The sequence below is a fragment of the Paenibacillus sp. P5_B5 genome (assembly GCF_056400365.1).
This window is the reverse complement of the sequence record NZ_JBFULK010000048.1, coordinates 1-1,117: the sequence shown is the minus strand read 5'-3', so window position 1 is coordinate 1,117 and position 1,117 is coordinate 1. Positions and strand designations below refer to the sequence as shown.

Genomic DNA, 1,117 nt, shown 5'->3' with positions numbered 1-1,117 from the left:
TTCCTGTTCCTCGCTGGTCTGAACCCACGGCAAAAAAAGCAAGCTCTCCATCAAAGTCTTGTCCACTCTCGGCAAGTAATGCTTGATCCAGCTTATCAATTCCATCAAACAGCTTGAAAACCTGGCGCCCCTCTTTCGTGCATAACATAGTAGCCGCTGCACCTAACTGACGAATGGCATATCGTACTTGCGTGCGATGATTTTTCTCGTTTTTGCCCATAATGATTCCAACAGCTTCGCCGCCTTTTTCGGCAACACAGGTAAAGGCTTGGTTTGCAAGGCAACTGGCCAAATATAACTTTGACATTCTTTCTGCGATTTTCGGTGAGCAATAACGCTCGTAATTCCATGTATCACGGATGATTTTTTCTAACGCTTTATAATCTGAACGTTGTATTTCCCTGAAATGAATATCGCTTCGCATGATCTTTACCCTCCATATACTTGATTTCTCTCTCTATGTTCCTTATCATAAACTATACAGTTACTGTAAAGTAAAGAGGAGAATTAAACATGATTGATAATCAAAGAATGTTATTTACTGCGGGTCAGTTTGCGAAGCTCCACCAAATCAATAAACGCACCTTGCATTATTATGATGATATTGGATTATTTTCACCTGCCTACAAAGGCGACAACGGATATCGCTATTACAACTATCTGCAAAGTCCAACTTTAGAAACGCTTTTGACTCTGCGAGAGCTGGGGATGTCGATTGAAGAAATTACGCAGTATATGTCTAACCGTTCTATATCTACATTTCGTAGTATAATACGGACTAAAACAGCGGAGATCGATGACTCAATCAAGCGACTCAAGGAAATACGCAAGCTACTTGAACAAAAAGAAAGACTACTCACTTTATGCGAGCAGTCAGACCTATCTGAAATTACCATCATAGATTGTCCAGATGAGTATTTGTTCTTGAGCCGTTCGATCACAGGAGCTTATGATGACGATGATTTTGCTGTTTGGACCAAGCACATGCAGAATCTGCGCAGTTATGGACTATACCATCAAAACACTGGCAGTATGATTTCAGCAGAGAAAATCACGGCAGGCAACTTTGAAGAATACGACTACTTTTTCACTAAAATAGAGAAACCTTAGAAACCTT

General features: G+C 40.6%; 2 protein-coding genes. One reads left to right on the top strand and one right to left on the bottom strand.

Annotation, left to right across the window (positions count from 1 at the left end):
• Positions 1 to 424 (bottom strand): hypothetical protein (locus tag AC1DOK_RS24425; protein ID WP_477556882.1); only part of this gene is annotated, 424 nt, incomplete at its 3' end.
• A gap of 89 nt (positions 425 to 513) precedes the next feature.
• Here AC1DOK_RS24425 and AC1DOK_RS24420 point away from each other — a divergent pair.
• Positions 514 to 1,110: a MerR family transcriptional regulator gene (locus tag AC1DOK_RS24420; protein ID WP_477556881.1), complete on the top strand. Its 597-nt coding sequence runs from the start codon at positions 514 to 516 to the stop codon at positions 1,108 to 1,110.
• The last annotated feature ends 7 nt before the right edge of the window (positions 1,111 to 1,117 follow it).

What these genes read in the sequence shown, in the direction of transcription:
- AC1DOK_RS24420 (WP_477556881.1), top strand. Translation starts at nt 514, where the DNA reads ATGATTGATAATCAAAGAATGTTATTTACTGCGGGTCAGTTTGCGAAG.